The 18,424-nt window shown below is 73.4% G+C and carries 20 protein-coding genes; 10 read left to right on the top strand and 10 right to left on the bottom strand.

What is annotated here, in order from left to right:
• Positions 1-14 precede the first annotated feature (14 nt).
• The 3 genes from FB558_RS28635 to FB558_RS28645 form a co-directional block, all read right to left on the bottom strand.
• The gene (locus FB558_RS28635; RefSeq protein WP_246106802.1) at positions 15-986 is read right to left on the bottom strand and encodes a cation diffusion facilitator family transporter; all 972 of its coding nucleotides are present in this window, start codon (positions 984-986) and stop codon (positions 15-17) included.
• Between the two features lie 140 nt (positions 987-1,126).
• A complete protein-coding gene (locus FB558_RS28640; RefSeq protein WP_170231570.1) occupies positions 1,127-1,867 on the bottom strand; it encodes a GAF and ANTAR domain-containing protein in 741 nt (246 codons plus the stop codon).
• A 165-nt stretch (positions 1,868-2,032) separates the two neighbouring features.
• Complete coding sequence (locus FB558_RS28645) at positions 2,033-2,425, bottom strand: STAS domain-containing protein (protein WP_142058579.1); 393 nt, start codon at positions 2,423-2,425, stop codon at positions 2,033-2,035.
• A 253-nt stretch (positions 2,426-2,678) separates the two neighbouring features.
• On the opposite strand from FB558_RS28645, the gene FB558_RS28650 reads away from it, so the two are divergent.
• Together FB558_RS28650 and FB558_RS28655 are read left to right on the top strand one after the other, a co-directional pair.
• Entirely contained in the window at positions 2,679-3,656 is a 978-nt protein-coding gene (locus tag FB558_RS28650; RefSeq protein WP_142058581.1) for a TIGR03557 family F420-dependent LLM class oxidoreductase, read from the top strand.
• Positions 3,657-3,684: 28 nt separating this feature from the next.
• Complete coding sequence (locus FB558_RS28655; protein WP_142058583.1) at positions 3,685-5,079, top strand: NAD-dependent succinate-semialdehyde dehydrogenase; 1,395 nt, start codon at positions 3,685-3,687, stop codon at positions 5,077-5,079.
• Between the two features lie 172 nt (positions 5,080-5,251).
• Here the strand turns inward: FB558_RS28655 and FB558_RS28660 are convergent, their stop codons facing one another.
• The 4 genes from FB558_RS28660 to FB558_RS28675 all read right to left on the bottom strand — a co-directional run bounded on the left by FB558_RS28660 (position 5,252) and on the right by FB558_RS28675 (position 7,062).
• Positions 5,252-5,833, bottom strand: a complete 582-nt coding sequence (locus FB558_RS28660; protein ID WP_142058585.1) for a YdeI/OmpD-associated family protein — start codon at positions 5,831-5,833, stop codon at positions 5,252-5,254.
• A complete protein-coding gene (locus FB558_RS28665; RefSeq protein WP_142058587.1) occupies positions 5,826-6,287 on the bottom strand; it encodes a VOC family protein in 462 nt (153 codons plus the stop codon). The genes FB558_RS28660 and FB558_RS28665 overlap by 8 nt, the downstream gene beginning before the upstream one ends.
• 77 nt (positions 6,288-6,364) lie before the next feature.
• On the bottom strand, positions 6,365-6,691 hold the full coding sequence (locus FB558_RS28670; RefSeq protein ID WP_142058589.1) for a DUF202 domain-containing protein: 327 nt from the start codon (positions 6,689-6,691) through the stop codon (positions 6,365-6,367).
• Positions 6,688-7,062 (bottom strand): YidH family protein, encoded by a 375-nt coding sequence (locus FB558_RS28675; protein ID WP_142058591.1) that lies wholly within the window; start codon positions 7,060-7,062, stop codon positions 6,688-6,690. Before FB558_RS28675 ends, FB558_RS28670 begins: the two co-directional genes overlap by 4 nt.
• A 215-nt stretch (positions 7,063-7,277) precedes the next feature.
• Between FB558_RS28675 and FB558_RS28680 the strand changes: the two genes are divergently transcribed.
• The 8 genes from FB558_RS28680 to FB558_RS28715 all read left to right on the top strand — a co-directional run bounded on the left by FB558_RS28680 (position 7,278) and on the right by FB558_RS28715 (position 15,327).
• Positions 7,278-7,745 (top strand): CAP domain-containing protein, encoded by a 468-nt coding sequence (locus FB558_RS28680; RefSeq protein ID WP_170231571.1) that lies wholly within the window; start codon positions 7,278-7,280, stop codon positions 7,743-7,745.
• A 243-nt stretch (positions 7,746-7,988) separates the two neighbouring features.
• Positions 7,989-8,315 (top strand): hypothetical protein, encoded by a 327-nt coding sequence (locus tag FB558_RS28685; RefSeq protein ID WP_142058595.1) that lies wholly within the window; start codon positions 7,989-7,991, stop codon positions 8,313-8,315.
• Positions 8,316-8,391: 76 nt separating this feature from the next.
• Positions 8,392-10,047, top strand: a complete 1,656-nt coding sequence (locus FB558_RS28690) for an alkaline phosphatase family protein (RefSeq protein WP_142058597.1) — start codon at positions 8,392-8,394, stop codon at positions 10,045-10,047.
• 106 nt (positions 10,048-10,153) lie between these two features.
• Positions 10,154-10,561 carry a YciI family protein gene (locus FB558_RS28695; RefSeq protein WP_142059231.1) on the top strand — a complete coding sequence of 136 codons (408 nt, stop codon included), beginning with the start codon at positions 10,154-10,156 and terminating at the stop codon, positions 10,559-10,561.
• The gene (locus tag FB558_RS28700) at positions 10,558-11,718 is read left to right on the top strand and encodes an RNA polymerase sigma factor (protein WP_142058599.1); all 1,161 of its coding nucleotides are present in this window, start codon (positions 10,558-10,560) and stop codon (positions 11,716-11,718) included. Before FB558_RS28695 ends, FB558_RS28700 begins: the two co-directional genes overlap by 4 nt.
• Before the next feature lie 671 nt (positions 11,719-12,389).
• Positions 12,390-13,661: an HNH endonuclease signature motif containing protein gene (locus tag FB558_RS28705; RefSeq protein WP_142058601.1), complete on the top strand. Its 1,272-nt coding sequence runs from the start codon at positions 12,390-12,392 to the stop codon at positions 13,659-13,661.
• A gap of 111 nt (positions 13,662-13,772) precedes the next feature.
• Positions 13,773-14,453, top strand: a complete 681-nt coding sequence (locus tag FB558_RS28710) for a TetR/AcrR family transcriptional regulator (protein WP_142058603.1) — start codon at positions 13,773-13,775, stop codon at positions 14,451-14,453.
• The gene (locus FB558_RS28715; protein ID WP_142058605.1) at positions 14,443-15,327 is read left to right on the top strand and encodes an alpha/beta fold hydrolase; all 885 of its coding nucleotides are present in this window, start codon (positions 14,443-14,445) and stop codon (positions 15,325-15,327) included. Before FB558_RS28710 ends, FB558_RS28715 begins: the two co-directional genes overlap by 11 nt.
• Positions 15,328-15,347: 20 nt before the next feature.
• On the opposite strand, the gene FB558_RS28720 is transcribed toward FB558_RS28715, so the two are convergent.
• The 3 genes from FB558_RS28720 to FB558_RS28730 are packed head-to-tail and all read right to left on the bottom strand — an operon-like array spanning position 15,348 to position 18,359.
• The gene (locus tag FB558_RS28720; RefSeq protein ID WP_142058607.1) at positions 15,348-16,871 is read right to left on the bottom strand and encodes a tripartite tricarboxylate transporter permease; all 1,524 of its coding nucleotides are present in this window, start codon (positions 16,869-16,871) and stop codon (positions 15,348-15,350) included.
• Between the two features lies 1 nt (position 16,872).
• Complete coding sequence (locus tag FB558_RS28725; RefSeq protein WP_142058609.1) at positions 16,873-17,373, bottom strand: tripartite tricarboxylate transporter TctB family protein; 501 nt, start codon at positions 17,371-17,373, stop codon at positions 16,873-16,875.
• Complete coding sequence (locus FB558_RS28730; RefSeq protein WP_142058611.1) at positions 17,370-18,359, bottom strand: Bug family tripartite tricarboxylate transporter substrate binding protein; 990 nt, start codon at positions 18,357-18,359, stop codon at positions 17,370-17,372. Before FB558_RS28730 ends, FB558_RS28725 begins: the two co-directional genes overlap by 4 nt.
• Between the last annotated feature and the right edge of the window lie 65 nt (positions 18,360-18,424).

An 18,424-nucleotide genomic window follows, 5' to 3' on the forward strand; every position in this document is an offset into this window, starting at 1 on the left:
GCCTGTGACCTGGGTCAACCGGCGCCGGTACCGCGCCTCGGCGCGGGCGGCTCCTCGCAGCTCTCCTCGTGGCCCGCGTGGGCGTGGTGCTCGACCTGCAGCGTGCTGTGCGCGAGGCCGAACCGCTCGCGCAGGGTGCGCGCGGCGCGGTCCAGCACCGACCCGTCCCCGCACCCCCCGTGCCCGTCGACGCCGTCCAGGACGACGTGGGCCGACACCGAGGGCTTCCGGTCGTTGATGGCCCACACGTGCAGGTCGTGCACGTCCGCCACGCCGGGGACGCCGCGCAGCGCGTCCTGCACCTCGGCGACGTCGATCCCCCGCGGCGCCCCCTCCAACAGCACGTGCCCCACCTCGCGGAGGAGACCCACGGCGCGCGGGACGACCAGCGCCACGATGAACAGCGACGCCACCGTGTCGGCGTAGGGCCAGCCGGTGGTCAGCAGCACCGCGGCCGCGACCAGGACCCCGACCGACCCCAGCGCGTCACCCAGCACGTGCAGCATGGCGCCGCGCATGTTCATGTCGCGGCGGTCACCGCCTGCGAGCACCAGCAGCGACACGACGTTGCCCGCGAGGCCGAGGACGCCGATCACGAGCAACGGCAGGCCCGGCACGTCGGCGGGGGTGAACAGGCGCTGCACGCCCTCCACCGCCACCCAGACCACGACGATCATCAGTGCGATCGCGTTGAGACCCGCGACGAGCACCTCGACGCGCCCGAGCCCGTAGGTGCGGCGCAGGCTGCTCGGCCGGGCCGCCAGCAGCGAGGCGACGAGCGCGGCGGCCAGCGCACCCGCGTCGGTGAGCAGGTGCCCGAGGTCGGCCAGCAGCGCGAGCGACCCGCTCAAGGCGGCCCCCACGGCGCCCAGCACCGCGGTCAGCAGGGTGACCGCGAGCGCGACCCCCAGCCGCTTCCGGTCACCCTCGGCGGAGTGCCCGTGACCATGGCCGTGCCCCATGCCGCGCCCTCCGCTCCCTGACACCGACGCATGGAAACATGCGCACTTCTGCATGTCTAGCACGACGGCCCCGCGACCGCGACGTGACCGAACGGGATTCGCATGACGAACGGCACTTTCGTCGGCTAGGTAGCGACGAGAGTGCCGTTCGTCCGGGTGGGAGCCTAGTCCGTGCTCGGGCCTGTGACGTGGGCGATGACCTGGGCCGCGACCTCGCGGAGCTTGGTGTTGCTGGTCTGCGACAGCTCCCGCAGCACGGCGAAGGCCGCATCCGCGTCGCACCGGCGCTGAGCCATGACGATGCCGATGGCCTGGTCGATCGTCGCACGGGAGGACAGCCCTGCGCGCAGGTCCTCGCTCAGCTCTGCCCGTTGGGCCAGCCGGACGCCGATGGCGACGGCGGCGGCGGCCTGGGCCGCGTAGCGGCGGGCCCGCTCCCGGTCGTCGTCGGTGAACGCCTCCGGCACACGCGCGTAGAGGTTCAGGGCGCCGACCCTCCCGGTCGGTGCAGTGCCCAGCGGCAACGACAAGGCAGACCCGGTGCCCTGCTCGGCCGCCAGCGCGGCGAAGCGCGGCCAGCGCCGGTCGGCGGCAATGTCGATCATCTCCACGATCTCACCGGTGCGCAGGGCGTGCAGGCACGGGCCCTGGTCCTGGCCGTACTGGACCTCGTCCAGCGCGGCGGCGAAGGAGTCGCTGGTGCCCAGCGTCGCCGGGCGCCGCCGGTGCGTCCGCACCGTCACCGCACAGGAGAACCGGTTCGCGCCCAGTTCACGCGCCACCGCCGCGGCGACGTCACCGAGGAACTCCTGCACGGTGTCGGAGGTCAGGAGGAGTTCCTGGAGCTCGGCCAGCCCACGATCCGGCCCGGCGTGCTCGTCGTGCTGCTGGTGCTCGCGGCCCACTCTCGCGGCTCGATTCCCGTACCGCGCGGCAGGACCGGCGCGGCCGTCGGTGGTGAAGAGCCGAAGACGGAACGTCATGGGGATTGGCGCACTCGAGGTGCCTCCGACCGGCCAAGTCTCCCCGGCTCCGGGCCCCGCTGGCAATGGCGTGAGCGACCGGACCGGTCACCCGGCCGGACGGCGGGCGCCGACGGCGGACACCGGCCCCGCAGCCCTGCCGGCCGTGGCCGAGAGCGCCCGCTCCCGGTCAGCGTGGATCGACAGCCGGCCGCTCATCCCCGTCACCTCCACGGGGCGAAGCACCGCACGAGTGGCCGCGACCACCTGGAGGCCGGGAACGTCTCGTGCGGCATCCGCGAGCACCCGCAGTCCCGCCGCGCACAGGAACGACACGCCGGAGAGATCCAGGACCACCGCGGCCGGGCCTGCCCGCCGCGCGGAGTCCAGCGCCTTTGCCAGGCGCGGAGCGGTGGGAATGTCCACCGCGCCTCGGACGGAGATGACCAGGACATCCGCGCAGCGGTCCACCCGCACGAACTCGGACGAGCAACCGGTCATCGGTGGACCCCCTTCGGCCTCCGGCAGCAGGGGCGAGCGCTCGCAGCCCGGTGACAGATCCGCGAACGGGATCCACCTGCTGTGCGACAGATCATCGGCTGTGGGTCCAACCTGCGGCCGACGGTAGCTGCCCCACCTGGGCACGACAACTCGGCGATGCCCGGCCGCGCGGGGCGGGACGGCCGTTTCCGCCTCTCGGCGCCGGGTAGCCGAGGCACGACGATCACCTGTCCGACCGGGGAGGAACCGGCAGATGAAGCTCGGCTACAAGCTCGCGGCGGAGGCGTTCGGGCCCCAGGAGCTGATCCGGCAGGCCCGGCTCGCCGAGGAGGCGGGTTTCGACTTCGTGGAGATCAGCGACCACTACCACCCCTGGCTGGACGTGCAGGGGCACTCGCCGTTCGCGTGGACGGTGCTGGGCGCCATCGCGGCGCGGACCGACCGCATCGGCCTGGCCACCGGCGTCACCTGCCCGACCGTGCGGTACCACCCGGCGATCATCGCGCAGGCGGCGGCGACGCTCGCGCTCGTCTCCGACGGGCGGTTCACCCTCGGCGTCGGCTCGGGCGAGCGGCTCAACGAGCACGTGGTCGGCACCGGGTTCCCGGCCGTCCGCAAGCGGCACGCGATGCTCCGCGAGGCACTGGAGATCATCCGGCTGCTCTGGCAGGGCGGCTACCGCTCCTACGACGGCACCTACCTGCAGCTCGAGGACGCCCGGGTCTTCGACCTCCCCGACGAGCTGCCGGTGATCGCCGTGGCCGCCGGCGGGCCGGACGCCGCGGCGCTGGCCGCCGAGCTCGGCGACGGGCTGTTCGCCACGCAGCCCGAGCGCGGGTTCGTCGAGACCTACCGGTCGGCCGGCGGCGGCGGCCCGCTCTACGCGGAGGCCCCGGTGGCGTGGGCGCCCGACGAGCAGACCGCGGCGCAGGCCGTGCGCGAGACGACCCGCTGGGCGCTGACCGGCTGGAAGGTGATGAGCGAGCTGCCCAACCCGGTCAACTTCGACGCGGCGACCACGACCGTCACCGAGGACGACGTGAAGCAGAAGTTCGCGTGCGGGCCCGATCCCGAGCGGCACGTCGAGGTGGTCCGCCAGTTCGTCGACGCCGGGTTCGACCACGTCGTGCTGCAGAACGCCGGGCCGGATCCCGACGGCTTCATCGACTTCTTCCGCTCGGAGCTGGCCGGGCGCCTGCGCGAGCTGTCGCCGCAGCCCGCCGCCGTGTGACGGCGGGCGACCCGGGTAGCCCGGGACGATGGCCATCGCGAGCACCAACCCGACGACCGGCGAGACGGTGCGGGAGTTCGACCCGCTCGACGACGGGCAGCTCGAGGAGAAGCTCGCCCGCGCGGCCGAGGCGTTCCGCGGCTACCGCACGACGAGCTGGGCCGAGCGTGCCGACCTGCTGCGCCGCGCGGCCGACATCCTGGACGACGAGGCCGACGACCTCGCCCGGACCGCCACCCTCGAGGTCGGGAAGACACTGGCGTCATCGGTGGCCGAGGTCGGCAAGTGCGCGAAGGGCTGTCGCTGGTTCGCCGAGCACACCGAGGAGATCCTCGCCGACGTCCCCCACGACGTGCCCGGTGCCGAGGTCTTCACCCGCTACGAGCCGCTGGGCCCGGTGCTCGCGGTCATGCCCTGGAACTTCCCGTACTGGCAGGTGTTCCGGTTCGCCGCGCCCGCACTGATGGCCGGCAACGTCGGCCTGCTCAAGCTCGCCTCGAACGTGCCGCAGTGCGCGCTCGCGATCGAGGACGTGCTGCGCCGCGCCGGGTTCCCCGACGGCGTCTTCCAGACGCTCCTCGTCGGTTCCGGCGCGATCGAGGGGATCATCGCCGACGACCGGGTCCGGGCCGTCACCCTCACCGGGAGCGAGCCCGCGGGGCGCCAGGTCGGCGCGGCCGCGGGCGGGGCCGTGAAGACGAGCGTGCTGGAACTGGGCGGCAGCGACGCGTTCATCGTCATGCCCTCGGCCGACCTCGACGACGCCGTCGCGAACGCGGTCTCGTCCCGCATGCTGAACAACGGCCAGTCGTGCATCAACGCCAAGCGCTTCATCGTGCACACCGAGATCGCCGGCGAGTTCGAGCGCCGGCTGGTGGAGAGGATGGAAGCCCTCACCGTCGGCGACCCGATGGCCGAGGACACCGACTGCGGCCCGCTCTCGTCACCGGACGCGGTGGAGACGCTGCACCAGCAGGTGCGCGACACCGTGGCCGCGGGCGCGCGGCTGCGCACCGGCGGCGAACCGCTGCCCGGCCCGGGCAACTTCTACCCGCCCACGGTGCTCACCGACATCCCCGACGGCTCGCCCGCGCACCGCGAGGAGCTGTTCGGGCCGGTCGCCACCGTGTGGCACGCGCGCGACGCCGACGATGCCATCCGCATCGCGAACGACTCGACCTTCGGGCTCGGCGGCAGCGCATGGACCCGCGACGCGGGCGAGCAGCAGCGGTTCGTGAACGAGGTCGAGACCGGGATGATGTACATCAACAAGTACACCGAGTCGACGCCCGAGGTGCCCTTCGGCGGCGCGAAGAACTCCGGCTACGGGCGTGAGCTGGCCGGTTTCGGGCCGCGGACGTTCGTCAACGCGAAGACCGTCTGGATCGCGCCGACCGAGCAGGGCAGCGGCGGGGTCGAGTGACAGCCCTGGAGCGCAGGTCCCGATCCATGGTCACGGTCGAAAGCGCTGCTCGCACATACCGTCGAGGCCCCGCACACACCACCAGACATGTGTGCCGCGCCCTGAAGGTGTGTGCGAGCAGCCGCGGGCGAGCACGTCGTCCCTCGCGAGAACAGCGCTGAGGTCGATGTGATCATGCATGAGCTCGCGCGCTGACGGCGGCCGCGGCCCTGCCCGCCGCCTCCGCCACCCGCCTGGCGCGGGTCGCCGGGCGTCGGGCCTGCGCGATCTCCAGCAGGACGGCCCGCCGCGCCGACCGGGAGAGCGCGTCCCAGCGCTCGCGGGCCGGCGGCGTGGCCGCGAGGGCGGCGTCCAGGTCGGCCGGCACCGCCAGGTCCTCGACGGCGTCGAGCAGCGTCCACGAGCCGTCGGCCTGCGCCGCCTCGACGAGGGCGAGCCCGGCGGGCGCCATCTCGCCTGCGGCGGTGAGGCGTGCGATCCGCTGCTTGTTCAACCGGCTCCAGCCGCTGCCGGGCCGGCGCCGGGTGAACCAGACCATCGTGCGCTGCGCGTCGAGGGCACGGCCGGTGCTGTCGATCCACCCGAAGCACAGCGCCTGCTCGACGAGCTCGCCGTGGTCCAGGCGCGGTCCGCCGGATCCGGCGCGCCACTTCACGAGCCACACGCCCTCGGGCCGGTCGGCGTGGTGGTCGGCGAGCCATTCCCGCCACTCGGCGACCGTGGAGGGCTGGAACCGCTCGGCCCGGTCACGCACCGGACACCTGCTCGAGGTAGTGCGGGTTGTACATGACGCCGAGCACGTTGCCGAACGGGTCGAGGACGGACGCGGTGGCCCAGCCGTCGGCGCCGCGGCGGATCAGCGGCTCGTGGATCGTGGCGCCGCGTGCCTGCAACCGCTCCAGCGCGGCGGGCAGGTCGTCGACGTGCCAGAACAGCACGGCGCCGCCCGGACGGGACGTGTCGTGCGGCGCCCACTTGCGCTGGATGAAGCCCAGCTCGTCCTCGTGGTCACCGATGCGCAGCTCCAGGTAGCCCAGCTCGCCCTCGACGCCGCACCCGGCGCACGTCGCCTCCCGCGACCGGGTGCCGCAGCCCGGGCACTGGTAGACGCGGAAGTAGGGCTGCACGCCGGTCAGCTCGGCGTACCAGCGCCCCGCTTCCTCGATGTCGTCGGCGAAGAAGCTGACGGTGGCGAATCCCCGCAACATGGTGGGTTCCTCTCGTTCGTCCTCCCACCATGCTGAACGGCGAAGTGCTCACCGAATGAGCACTTCTGCGCACGACTTCAGCCGACCGCCCACCACAGCCCGACCGCGCCCGCGGCGGCGACGACGACACCGAGGAACAGCAGCAGGCCCCCGCCCGGCAGGGCGGCGGACCCGTCGCGCAGCGCGCGGTAGCCGGCAGCGGCGCGGCGCCCGGCGAGCACCCACAACACGCCCGACAGCACGACCCCGACCACGCCGGGCCCGATCGCCCACTCCCCGAGCACCGGCGGCAGCACGCGCAGCGCCACCAGCGAGCCGACGGCGAGCGACAGCACCGTGCGCCGCCAGGCCAACAGCGTCCGTTCCGGTTGCAGCCCCGGATCGAACAGCGCCGGCTGGCTCACCGCCCGACCGGACCCACGAGCACGCCCACGAGCACGAGGACACCCACCGCCGCGACGCCCACCGCGAGCAGCAGCCCGAGCCGGGAGGAGGGCAGCGGTCGGCCGCAACGCAGCGCCCGTTCACTGGCGGCCCAGCCGAACCAGGCGAGCAGGGGCGAGACGAGCCCGAGCACGAGCAGCAGGATCGAGGCCACCAGGCGCAAGCCGGGCTGGATCGGCAGGGAGAGCGCCTCCAGGGCGACGCCGCCGGCGATGAGGGCCAGCGCGGTGCGGATCCACGCGAGGAAGGTGCGCTCGTTGGCGAGGGTGAACCGCGGGTCGGGTTCACCGCCCTCGGTGTAGACCCAGCGGGGGAAGCGGGATGCGGTCACCGGGCCGCCACCCGTCGGTCCGACACTGCCGCGTTCCACTCCCCACCGGTTCCCGTTCGACGCGACGATCCTCCCATGCCCGCTCGCACGGGACCGGGTACCCGCAATCCCGAGGAGGTCCGCTTCCGGTCGGCTACAACAGTGCGTGACGGCTCGCGGTGTCGATCTCGCCGATCGGCCGTATCCGGATAGCCCGATCGGGTGTTGTAGTCACCGTGAGAGAACTTCGTGGGCTCCGCCGCGCCGCACGCCTCCCCCTCCTGGCGGTACTGACCGCCGGGGCGCTCGTCGTCCCCGCGACGCCGGCCCTCGCCGACGACGCGGACACGGTCGTGGCGCTGGTCAACGAGGAGCGGGAGGCGGCCGGGTGCTCCCCCGTCTCGGTCGACGACGCGCTCACCGAGGCCGCCGGGCGCCACTCGCGGGACCAGGCCGAGCGCGGCGAGATGGGCCACGAGGGCTCGGACGGCTCCCGGGTCGGCGACCGCGCCACCGACGCCGGCTACCGGTGGAGCAGCATCGGGGAGAACGTCGCCTCGGGCACGACCTCGCCGGAGCGGGCCATGCAGCTGTGGATGGAGAGCTCCGGCCACCGGAAGAACATCCTGAACTGCAAGTTCCAGGACATCGGCGTCGCCCGGGTGGACGGCTACTGGACGCAGGACTTCGGCACGCCCCGGTAGCGCCGCTCGTCCCGGCCCCTCGCCCCGGCGACGTGCGGGCCGCTTCCGTCCGTATGGTGCCGCCCAATGGTTTCGGACAGCACGAGCAACACCGCGACGACCGAGTGCACGCCCGAGTAGGAAGGCCCCGCACCGGGCACCCGCAGCACGCCGTCATCCGACGCCGGGTTCGCGGCGGGGGCCGCGGCCGTCGTCAGCGCCGGACTCGGGCTCACCTCGCTCACCGGCACCGGGCTCGGCGACATGATGCGTTCCCGGCAGGAGATCGTCGGCCAGATCGAGGCGACCGTCAGCGGCGGTGCCGGCGACCAGGTCGATGCGCTCTACGGCGCCCCGTGGCACACCGCCGCGCTCGTCAACGGCGTCATCGCGCTCCTGGCCGTCCTCGTCGGCGGTGTCCTGCTGGCCGCGCACTCCCGACGGACCGGCACGGCGTCGTGGATCAAGGCGCTGGCTCTGGGCGGTGCCGTACTCGGCGCGCTCGGGATGCTCGTCGCAGGCGGCATGTACCTCGACCTCTTCGCCGCGCAGCCCCAGCTGCCCACCGCGCCCGCGCTCGGAGGCGGCTGAGCCTGAACCCCGCGCCCGATCCGCCCGTGTGCTTGCCGGGACCCCCCGTCCCGTCGACGCACAGGAGGACATCGGGTTGTCGTTGGACACCGGCGCACCGCCGCTCCCCAGGCGCACCGTGACCGGCGGTGTGCTCACCGCACTCGCCGCCGTCGTCGTGCTCGGCGCGCTGCTGCTCCCGAACGAGATCGGCCGGGTCACGCCCGGGGCGTTCCTGCGCATCCCGGTCGAGGCGCTCGCCGGGGTCGCCGTCCTGCTCGCCGCGCCGCGGCGGGCCCGGCCGGCCGCGGCGGCGCTGCTGGGTTCGGCGCTGGGCCTGCTGACCGTGCTCAAGGTCCTCGACATGGGCTTCTCGGCCACGCTCGGCCGTCCGTTCGACGTGCTGGCCGACGGGAGCAGCCTCGTCGACGCGGCGATCTTCCTCGGGCAGGCGGGTGGCCCGGGAACTGCGCTCACCGCCGCGGTGGCCGCCGGTCTCCTCGCCGTCGCCGTCGTCGCGACCACGACGTGGGCCGCCGGGCGGCTGGCCCGGCGCGTCGTCGTGCCGCACCGTCGGACGGCGCTGCGCACCGTCGCGGCCGCCACCGCCGTCTGGAGCGGCTGCGTCGTGGCCGAGGCGCAGCTCGTGCCGGGGATCGAGGTGGCCTCCGACAGCACCGCCACCCTCGCCCTCTACCGCGCCCAACAGGTGCGCGCCGACGTGCAGGACCTGCAGCGGTTCGAGAGCGAGCTCGCCGCCGACCCGTTCCGCGACGTACCGGACGACCAGCTGCTCACCGCCCTGCGCGGCAAGGACGTGGTGTTCGCCTTCGTGGAGAGCTACGGGCGCGTCGCGCTCGAGGACCCGCAGCTCGCCGCGGGCGTCGGCGCCGTGCTCGACGACGGCACCCGCCGCCTCGAGCAGGCCGGGTTCGGCACGCGCAGCGCCTACCTCAGCTCGCCGACCACGGGCGCCGGCAGCTGGCTCGCCCACGCCACCTTCCTCTCCGGCCTGTGGGTCGACGGCCAGCAGCGCCACGACCTGCTGCACACCACCGACCGCGACACGCTCGTGAGCGACTTCGGCCGGGCGGGCTGGCGGACCGTCGGCGTCATGCCCGGGGTCTTCCTCGACTGGCCCGAGGGCGCGTTCTACCGCCACGACCGCGTCTACGACTTCGACGAGCTCGGCTACCGCGGCCCCCGCATGAGCTTCGCGACCATGCCCGACCAGTACACCCTGCAGGCCTTCGAGGAGCTGGAGCGTGCGAAGCCAGGCCCGGTGATGGCCGAGATCCCGCTCGTCACCAGCCACGCCCCGTGGAACCCGCTGCCGCCGCTCCTGCCCTGGACCGAGGTGGGCGACGGTTCCGTCTACGACTTCATGGAAGGCCGCGGGGAGCAGCCGGAGGCCATCCTCACCCGTGACCCCGCGCTCGTGCGCGAGGACTACCGGCGGGCGGTCGAGTACTCCCTGACCAGCCTCATCTCCTACGTCGAGACCTACGGCGACGACGACCTCGTCGTCGTGCTCCTCGGCGACCACCAGCCCTCCCCCGTCGTCACCGGCCCCACCAGCGACCGCGACGTCCCGATCAGCATCGTGGCGAAGGACCCCGCGGTGCTCGACCGGATCGGCGGGTGGCACTGGCAGGACGGGCTGCGGCCCGGGCCGCACGCGCCGGTCCAGCGGATGGACGCCTTCCGGGAGGAGTTCCTCACCGCGTTCGGTGACCGCCGGGTGCGGCAGTAGACATCAGTGGAATTCTTGCCGGCGGCGATGTCGAGAACCCGTAACCGGCTCCGTCCCCGCGGTGGACGTGACCACGACGGGTCGCACCAGCACCGAGGAGAACACGATGGCCAAGTACCTGCTGCTCAAGCACTACCGCGGCGCGCCGGCGGCGGTCAACGACGTGCCGATGGACCAGTGGACCCCCGAGGAGGTCTCGGCGCACGTGCAGTACATGCGCGACTTCGCGGCCCGGCTCGAGGGGACCGGCGAGTTCGTCGAGGGCCAGGCGCTCTCCCCCGAGGGGACGTTCGTCCGGTACGACGGCGAGGGCCGCCCGCCGGTCACCGACGGCCCGTTCGCCGAGACGAAGGACCTCATCGCCGGCTGGATGGTGATCGACGTCGACAGCTACGAACGCGCCGTCGAGCTGGCCGGGGAGCTGTCCGCCGCCCCCGGTGCGGGCGGGAAGCCGATCCACGAGTGGCTCGAGCTGCGCCCGTTCTACACCGAGCCGCCCACCATCACGGAATGAGCTCGCCGGTGGACGAGGTCCTGCTCCGCAGCCTCGCACCGAACGTGCTCGGGGTCCTCGTCCGCCGCGGAGCCGACTTCGCGGCGGCCGAGGACGCCGTGCAGGACGCGCTGGTCGAGGCCGTCCGCGTGTGGCCGGCGGACCCGCCACGGGATGCGAAGGGCTGGCTGGTCACCGTGGCCTGGCGCAAGTTCCTCGACGCCACCCGGGCGGAGGTCGCGCGGCGCCGCCGGGAGGAGGTCGTCGACACCGAGCCCACGCCCGGGCAGGCGTCCGGGGTGGACGACACCCTCCAGCTCTACTTCCTGTGCGCCCACCCGTCCCTGACCCCGTCGTCGGCGGTCGCGCTCACGCTGCGCGCCGTCGGCGGGCTCACCACCCGCCAGATCGCCCAGGCCTACCTCGTGCCCGAGGCGACCATGGCGCAGCGGATCAGCCGGGCCAAGCGCACCGTAGCCGGTGTGCGGTTCGACCAGCCGGGCGACGTCGCCACCGTGCTGCGCGTGCTCTACCTGGTCTTCAACGAGGGCTACTCCGGCGACGTCGACCTCGCCGCCGAGGCCATCCGGCTCACCCGCCAGCTCGCGGCGGCGATCGACCACCCGGAGGTGGCGGGCCTGCTCGCCCTCATGCTGCTCCACCACGCCCGCCGCGCCAGCCGCACCGCCCCCGACGGCAGCCTCGTGCCGCTCGCCGAGCAGGACCGCAGCCGCTGGGACACCGCGTCGATCGTCGAGGGCGTCGCGATCCTGCAGGCGGCACTGGCCCGCGACCGGCTGGGCGAGTACCAGGCCCAGGCCGCCGTCGCGGCCCTGCACGCCGACGCCCCCACCGCCGAGGAGACCGACTGGCCCCAGATCGTCGAGTGGTACGACGAGCTCGTGCGCCTGACCGGCAGCCCGGTCGCCCGGCTCAACCGCGCCGTGGCCGTCGGCGAGGCCGACGGACCGCGCGCCGGGCTGGCGGCGCTCGCGGAACTGGACGACGCACTGCCCCGTCACGCGGCGGTGGCCGCGTACCTGCACGAGCGCGACGGTGACCTCGAGACGGCGGCCCGGCTGTACGTCGAAGCCGCCCACAAGGCCCCCACCCTCGCCGAACGCGCCCACCTGACGCGCCAGGCCGCCCGGCTGAACAACCGCCGGGATCGCTCTTGATCACGAAGTCGGCGCGAAAACGGGTGGAATGCGCCCGGGAACGCGCCGAAGTTCCGATCATGTCTGTGACATCGCCGCCGTCGCTGCAGGGGAGGGCGGTCACCCGGTTCCCGGCCTCATGATCGGCGCGGCGCGTGAAAGCGGGATTCGCATGACGAACGGCACTTTCGTCGGCTAGGTACCGACGAAAGTGCCGTTCGTCCGCGTGAGAGCCTCACGATTGGGCAACGCGCTCCCCATGCAGCGCATGTCCCGTTTCCGCCGATCAAGAGCGCCTGGACGGCCGCGGACCGGTCCGATGATCACCAGGACGGGGTGGGACGGGACCACAGCAAGGTGCGCATCCACCCGACAGCGACGGTCTCGTCCCCAAACAGGCCTGGGCCAGGTCGGGAACGGCCGTCCGGCCAGCCCCGATATTCGGTACTTGACCCAACCCGGCCACCCCGCCGACGAGCGGGGTCGAGGGAACTGACCGACTACGCCGACGACCGGGCCGAGGCGCGCAGGCAGTGGTCTCGAGCCGGGAACGGCCCGCCCACAGAAGTCGCGGAGACAACGAATATCCCGGCACGCAGCCACCCAATCAGCAGCCGCAGCATCCACTATCGCAAACACAAACCACCCGAACGCCACCTGCGTTCGAAAACATGTTCGACTAAACTCGGGGTATGTCCGCAGTCGCCGCCGCACACCAGCACCTCCAACAGGCGCTGGACGAATTGCGGCAGGCCGCGGAATCCGGCCTGGCCTCCGATCCCGAGTTGTTGTCGGTGCTGACGGTCAGCGAAGGACTGTCACGACAGCTGGAGCACCTCACCGTCGCCACCACCGCCGCCCTGCAACGCCGCGGCAGCTTCACCGAACGCGGGTATCGGGACACCACCGGCGCGTTGACCGACCTGCTGGGCTGTGACCGGTACGAAGCCCACCGCCGCGTCGTCGCCGCCGAACAGGCGTGCGAGCAGATCGGGCTCGACGGCACCATGCTCCCCGCCCGGCTGCCGGCCACCGCGAAGGCGTTCGCCGCCGGACAAGCCGGCCTGCGCCACGTCGAAGTCATCGCCGCACTGCTGAACACCCCGGCGGCGGGACGGCTCACCGACGCCCAACGCGGCGGGCTGGAAGAACAACTCGCCGCCCTGGCCGGCCAGTACCAGCCCACCCAACTGCGCAACCTCGGCACCCAGCTGATCGAAGCCCTCGACGACGACGGACCCGAACCCGACGACACCCCACCCGCCCCGGTCAACACACTGCACCTGCGCCGTCACCGCAGCGGATCCGGCGGGAAGATCACCGGCCAGATCGACGACGCCGCCATGTTCGACGCCATCGCCACCGTCATCGACGCGAAGTCGAAGCCGCTCGGCAAGGATGACCAGCGTCCCACCGCGCAGCGCCAGGCCGAAGCACTCGCCGACGCGTGCGGGTATGTCCTCGCCCACGGCGAGGCCGACACCCTCCCCGACACCGGCGGCCGCCGCCCCCAGTTGAACGTGATCATCCGGCTCGAAGATCTGGAGCAGCGGGCCCGCTCGGCCATGCTCGACTTCGGCGGCACCCTCACCCCCGAATCCCTGCGCATGCTGGCCTGCGACGCCGCCGTGGTGCCGATCGTGATGAACGGCGCCGGGCAACCCTTGGACGTGGGTCGCTCCACCCGGGTGATCCCGGACGGGTTGCGCCGTGCGGTCACCGCCCGCGACCGGGGTTGCGCCCACCCGGGGTGTGATCGTCCGCCTGCTTGGTGCGAAATCCACCATATCCTCGAATGGGAACACGACGGCCACACCGTGTTGTGCAACCTGGTGATGTTGTGCAAGGCGCACCACCGCCTGATCCACCATTCAGGATGGACCGTCCGGATCCGCGACGGGCGACCGGAGTTCATACCACCGAAATGGATCGATCCGCAGCAGAGACCCAGGCGCAACCCCTGACTCGTCCTGGACCGGCGCGACCACTCCACCGCCCCTGGCGACTGGCATCCACCCGCGCCCCGCTCGTAGTGACCAGGTCGGCTAATGTGGTCACTACAGGAGAGGAGCCGCGTGCCCCGACCGCTCATCCCGAACCGGCCCGACGCGATCCTCGACGCCGCTGAGGCGCTCGTGCTCGAGCACGGCTACGAGCGCATGAGCGTGGAGCAGGTCGCGCGGCGGGCCGGGATCGGCAAGGGCGCGGTCTACCGGGAGTTCCGCAGCAAGCAGGAACTGCGGCAGGCCCTGCTGGTCCGGGGGATGCGCCGGCTGGTGCAGCGGGTGCGGGAGCAGGCGGCGGGGACGGGGCGCGTCGGCCTCGCCACCGCCTACCGACTCGGCGTGGATGCGCTGCTCGACGACCCGCTCATGACGGCCGCGTTCCTCGACGACCACGACTTCCTCGGCACCCAGGTGCGGAACGCTCCCGCCGATCGCTACCGCGACCGGGCCGCCTGGCTCACCGGGTACGTCGAGCAGCTGCACGCTGCCGGGGCGTTGCGGGTCGAGGCGCCGCCGGCAGCCGTCTCGCTCGCGCTGTCGGCCTTCACGATCGGGCTGCTGTCGGCGAACGCGCTGCTGGGTCCGCTGTCGCGGGACCGGCTGGCCGCGGCCGTCGAGGTGGTGGCCGTGCTGGTCGAGCGGGGCCTGGAGGCGCCCGTCTCCGGCGGCCCGGACTTCACGGCGGTGCTCGACCGGCTCGACGCGCAGCTCTCCACGACCCACGGCACAGGAGCGCCCGATGCCCGCTGACCCCGCCGTGGCCCACGTCGAGTTCGCGGAGGGGCGGATCGCCTACCGCCTGCTCGGCGACACCGGGCCGCCGGTCGTCCTGCTCCACGGCGGCGGCCTCGACAACAGCACGCTGACGTGGGGCCGCCTCGCCCGGGAGCTCGCCGTGGACCACCGCGTGCACTCCCCCGACCTGCCCAAGCACGGCGGCAGCCGGCCGTGGCGCGCCCTCGCCGACCAGCGCGCGCTGGAGGACCTCGTCCCGCGGCTGCTCGACCACTGGGCGCTGCCCTCGGCCACGCTGATCGGGCTCTCCCTCGGCGCGACGACCGCGATCGGCGCGGCCCTGCGGCACCCGGAGCGCGTCGACCGGCTGGTCCTCGCCTCGTCGGGCGGCATCCAGGACCGCGTGCCGGGTGCCGGCCGGCACGAGCTCGCGTGGCTGGCGCTGCGCACGCCGCTGTCGCGACTGATCACGCGCTCGCAGACCGCCGCCACGCTCGCCCGGCACGTGCGCGGCTTCCCGTTCGCCGACGACGTGCCGGCCGAGGAGCGCGACCGGCTGGTGGCCGGAGTCGTCGCGGAGCACCGCGCCAAGCGCGACGGCCACATGTTCAGCGACTGGAACCGCGTCGAGATCGGCTTCCGCCGCATGCGGACCGACCACCGGCCGGAGCTGCACCGCATCGCCTGCCCCACCCTCGTCCTGCACGGCGCCGCGGACACGGTCGTCCCGGTCCGGTACGCGCGCGAGGCCGCGAGCCTGATCCCCGGGGCGCGGCTGGTCGTGGTCGAGGGGGCGAGCCACTCCGCGCCGATGGACCACCCCACGGAGGTGGGGGCGGCGGTCCGGGAGTTCCTGGACGACACGCGCGACGCGCTCCCCGCCGGCTGAGGCCCCGGCCGGCAAGCCGCTCAGACGCCCACTCGGTCCTTCGGCGGCGCCTCGTCACCAGCGCTGCCCCGCCTCGTCAGCTTCCGGATCACCGGCAGCAGGAGCAGCACGGCGATCACCAGGTACACCACCACCGACAGCGGCGTCGAGACCAGCGTCGTGACGTCGCCGTCGGCGATCTGCAGGGCCCGGCGCAGCTGCAGCTCCGCGTCCGGGCCGAGGATCACGCCGATGATCGCCGGGAGCACCGGGAGGCCGTAGCGGCGCATGAGGAACCCGACGGCGCCGATCGCGAGCAGCACCAGCAGGTCGACGGGCTGGCCGCTCACCGCGTACGCGCCGACGCAGGCGAAGAACAGGATGCCCGCGTAGAGGTACGGCCGCGGGATCCGCAGCAGCTTCGCCCAGACCGGCGCGAGCGGCAGGTTCAGCACCAGCAGCAGCACCAGGCCGATGAACAGGCTGGCGATGAGCGTCCACACCAGGTCCGGCTCGGTCTCGAACAGCAGCGGGCCGGGCTGGATGCCGAACTGCTGGAACGCCGCGAGCATGACGGCCGCGATCGCGGTGGTCGGCAGGCCCAGGGTGAGCATCGTGGCGAGCGTGCCCGCCGAGGAGGCGCTGGCCGCCGACTCCGGGCCGGCGACGCCCTCGATCGCGCCGGTGCCGAACTCCTCGGGTCGCCGGGAGAGTCGCCGCTCGGCGACGTAGGACATGAACGTCGACATCTCCGCGCCGCCGGCCGGGATCGAGCCGAAGGTGAACCCGATGAACGGCCCGCGCAGCCACGGCTTCCAGGTGCGGCGCAGGTCCTCGCGCGACAGCCACGGCCGTCCGACCGGGATCGGGCGGTCGACGCTGCGGCGCAGGTGCGCGGCCACCCACAGCGCCTCGCCCACCGCGAACAGCCCGACCGCGACGATCACGACGTCGATGCCGTCGGCGAGCTGCGGGACGCCGAACGTGAGGCGCGGCTGCCCGGACAGCGGGTCGAGCCCCACCAGGCCGATGGTCAGGCCGATCGCGAGCGCCGCGAAGCCGCGCACCCGGGAGCTGCCCAGCACCGACGTGACGGCCACGAACGCCAGCACCATGATCGCGAAGAAGTCCGGGGCACCGATGTCGACCGCCACCGACGCGACGAGCGGCGCGAGCAGCACCAGGCCGAGCGCACCGGCGATGCCGCCGATGAAGTGCCCGATCGCGGCGGTCGCGAGCGCCTGGGCGCCGCGGCCCGAGCGGGCCATCGGGTTGCCCTCGATCGCCGCCATCACCGAGGCGCTCTCGCCGGGCGTGTTGAGCAGGATCGAGGTGGTCGAGCCACCGAACATCGCGCCGAAGTAGATGCCCGCGAACAGGATGAACGCGCCGGTCGGGTCGAACGCGTAGGTGACGGGCAGCAGCAGCGCCACCGCCATCGCCGGGCCGATGCCGGGCAGCACGCCGATGGCCGTGCCCAGCAGCACCCCGATCGCGGAGAACAGCAGGTTCCCCGGTGTCAGCGCCTGGCCGAACCCGTCGAGCAGGAGGGTCAGGTTCTCCATGTCAGAAGGCCCCCATCAGCGGTCCGCCGGGCAGGTCCACGCCGAGCAGCGCGTCGAACACGAGCCACGTCGCGAGCGACACGCCCGCGGCGATCAGGAGGTCGCGCGGGAAGGCGCGCGAGCCCAGCGCGTAGGTGGCGCCCCAGAACAGCACGGTGCCGGCGATCGGCCAGCCGACCAGCGGGATCAGCGCCGCCGTCGCCACGAGCACCCCGGCGAGCAGCAGCACCGTGCGGAGGTCCGTGGGCGCGGTGAGGTCGACGTCCTCGCCGCCCTCGGCCTCGCCGCGCCCGCCGCGCAGCACGTCGACGGTGAGCAGCACGGCCAGCGCCACGAGCAGCAGCCCCAGCAGGACCGGCACGGCGTTCGGGCCGAGCGGGTCGGCGGCGTTGCCGGAACGCGGCGCGACCGTCACGTCGGCGAGCACCAGGACGCCCGTGAGGAGCAGCAGCGCCGAGACGCCCAGCTCGGACCGCTCCCGCAACCAGGTGATCGCGGTCATGCCACGAGCCCCAGGTTGCGCAGCACCCCGGCCACCCGGTCGCTCTCGGCCGCCAGGAAGTCGCCGAACCCGTCGCCGGGCAGGAACGCGTCCTGCCAGCCGTTGCGCGCGAGCGCCTCCTGCCACTCCGGGGACTCGCGCAGCGCGCTGAACGCGTCCACCAGCTCGGCGCGGCCCTCCTCGCTGAGCCCCGGCGGCGCGACGATCCCGCGCCAGTTCGTGAACTCCACGTCGACGCCCGCCTCCTTCAACGTCGGCGCGTCGACACCCGGGACGCGCTGCGGTGCGGTCACCGCGAGCACCCGCAGCTCGCCCGCCTCGATCTGGTCGGCGTACTCGCCCAGCCCGGAGACGCCGAACGCCACCTTCCCGCCGAGCACGGCGGCCAGCAGCTCGCCACCGCCGTCGTAGGAGACGTAGTTGACCGCGCGCGGGTCGATCCCGGCGCCCTCGGCCATGAGCATCGGCGCGAGGTGGTCCGGGCCGCCCGGGCTGGAACCGCCCCCGACGGGCACCGCGCCCGGGTCGGCCCGCCACAGCGCGAGCAGGTCCTCGACCGAGCGCAGCGGCGAGTCCTTGCCGACGACGACGATCTCGGTCTCCTCGGTCAGCCGGGCGATCGGCGTCGTATCGGTGAGGGTGGCCGGTGACTCGTTCGTGTACACCGAGCCGACCACGCCCAGCCCCATGGACATGACGAGCCGGTCGTTGCCGCTCTCGTTCACCGTCCGGCCCAGGCCGACCGTGCCGCCCGCGCCCGGGAGGTTGAACACCTCCACGGCGCCGGTGAGGCCCGCGTCCTCCATCGCCTTCGCCGCCGTGCGCGCGGTGATGTCGTAGCCACCGCCCGGCGCGTTCGGCACCAGGACGCGCAGGCCGCGCAGCTGAGTGCCGTCCCCACCGCCGGTCAGCCCGCCGACCAGCGGCGGTACCAGCAGCACCGCGGCCAACGCCGCGATCACCGCGGCCACACTCCGGCTCCGCATGTGCCTCCCTCTCCGTCGAGGTCCGTCGTGGCGCACATCGTGGGTCCCCGCGGCGACGGTGTCTG

Origin of the sequence: Pseudonocardia kunmingensis (assembly GCF_006716445.1) — a bacterium.
In the GTDB taxonomy this organism is placed as follows: Bacteria; Actinomycetota; Actinomycetes; order Mycobacteriales; family Pseudonocardiaceae; genus Pseudonocardia; species Pseudonocardia kunmingensis.

What these genes read in the sequence shown, in the direction of transcription:
- FB558_RS28645 (WP_142058579.1), bottom strand. Translation starts at nt 2,425, where the DNA reads ATGACCGGTTGCTCGTCCGAGTTCGTGCGGGTGGACCGCTGCGCGGAT.
- FB558_RS28650 (WP_142058581.1), top strand. Translation starts at nt 2,679, where the DNA reads ATGAAGCTCGGCTACAAGCTCGCGGCGGAGGCGTTCGGGCCCCAGGAG.
- FB558_RS28655 (WP_142058583.1), top strand. Translation starts at nt 3,685, where the DNA reads ATGGCCATCGCGAGCACCAACCCGACGACCGGCGAGACGGTGCGGGAG.
- FB558_RS28665 (WP_142058587.1), bottom strand. Translation starts at nt 6,287, where the DNA reads ATGTTGCGGGGATTCGCCACCGTCAGCTTCTTCGCCGACGACATCGAG.
- FB558_RS28685 (WP_142058595.1), top strand. Translation starts at nt 7,989, where the DNA reads ATGATGCGTTCCCGGCAGGAGATCGTCGGCCAGATCGAGGCGACCGTC.
- FB558_RS28695 (WP_142059231.1), top strand. Translation starts at nt 10,154, where the DNA reads ATGGCCAAGTACCTGCTGCTCAAGCACTACCGCGGCGCGCCGGCGGCG.
- FB558_RS28700 (WP_142058599.1), top strand. Translation starts at nt 10,558, where the DNA reads ATGAGCTCGCCGGTGGACGAGGTCCTGCTCCGCAGCCTCGCACCGAAC.
- FB558_RS28705 (WP_142058601.1), top strand. Translation starts at nt 12,390, where the DNA reads ATGTCCGCAGTCGCCGCCGCACACCAGCACCTCCAACAGGCGCTGGAC.
- FB558_RS28715 (WP_142058605.1), top strand. Translation starts at nt 14,443, where the DNA reads ATGCCCGCTGACCCCGCCGTGGCCCACGTCGAGTTCGCGGAGGGGCGG.
- FB558_RS28720 (WP_142058607.1), bottom strand. Translation starts at nt 16,871, where the DNA reads ATGGAGAACCTGACCCTCCTGCTCGACGGGTTCGGCCAGGCGCTGACA.
- FB558_RS28725 (WP_142058609.1), bottom strand. Translation starts at nt 17,373, where the DNA reads ATGACCGCGATCACCTGGTTGCGGGAGCGGTCCGAGCTGGGCGTCTCG.
- FB558_RS28730 (WP_142058611.1), bottom strand. Translation starts at nt 18,359, where the DNA reads ATGCGGAGCCGGAGTGTGGCCGCGGTGATCGCGGCGTTGGCCGCGGTG.